1 protein-coding gene and 1 pseudogene are annotated in these 851 nt (G+C 70.0%); both read right to left on the minus strand.

Annotated elements, in window-relative coordinates; genetic code table 11:
* Positions 1-254: pseudogene (locus G3I71_RS53050) on the minus strand (very short patch repair endonuclease); the annotation flags it as partial.
* A 22-nt stretch (positions 255-276) separates the two neighbouring features.
* On the minus strand, positions 277-851 hold a 575-nt coding region (locus G3I71_RS44890), incomplete at its 5' end, for a DNA cytosine methyltransferase (protein WP_203733011.1).

Consider the following 851-nt stretch of genomic DNA (forward strand, 5'->3'; position numbering starts at 1 on the left):
GGGAACGAGTGCCAGAAGCAACCGTCGACGAGGACGCAGCCCTGCCACCATGTGAACGCGATGTCCACGCGACGCCTGGGTAGCCCGTCGATCCGCGCGTGGACGCGGAACCGCCGGCCACGCCGGTGGAGCTCTCGACGGAGAAGGACCTCGGGGGCAGTGCCGGTGCGAGCGAGGCGGGAGTACCGGGCTGACACCTCCGGCGACGGGCGTGACCTCGTAGGCTCCGCCCCCGCACCGGTGCTCGGATCCACGGCTACCCGGCTGCGACTGTCGTCAGTGGGCGGCTACCGGCACGAGCGCGTCAGCGGCCACCGCGTGCTGGCGTCGTGCGAGCGCCTCCCGCACGGGATCGAGCGGGGACTGCGGAGCGTTCGTGACAGCCTCGTAGATCGCACGTCCGCGCTCGGTCGCGAGTAGCAGGTCCCTGTCGCGCTCGACGTGCGCCTTGAGCACGTTCCAGACGACCCCGACGTTCACGCCGTTACCCAGCTGCTTGTAGGTCAGGGCGTCACGCTGGTGTCCGAAGTCGAACTCGTCGGGGAGCCCCTGAAGGCGGGCTGCCTCCCGTGGCGAGAGCCGGCGATCCCGCGGCCCGAGGATCGGCGTCTGCGTGATGGCCACCAGCGCGGGCAGGTGCGTCATGCGCTTGGCCCGGATGCCCGAGGGGCGCAGGGACAGGACGCAGTTCCACAGTGACGTCTCGTCCTGGGCCTGCCACTCGAGCTTCTGCCGGCTCTCGGGGAACGTACGCGTCTTCGCGAGCCACGAGCGCATCCACCGGGGGTCGACACGGCGGATTCGGTCGTACAGGTCCCAGTTCTTGGTGAGGAAGTTCGCCTTCCACGAGG

The organism is Streptomyces sp. SID12501 (genome assembly GCF_010550245.1).
Taxonomy (GTDB): Bacteria; Actinomycetota; Actinomycetes; order Streptomycetales; family Streptomycetaceae; genus Streptomyces.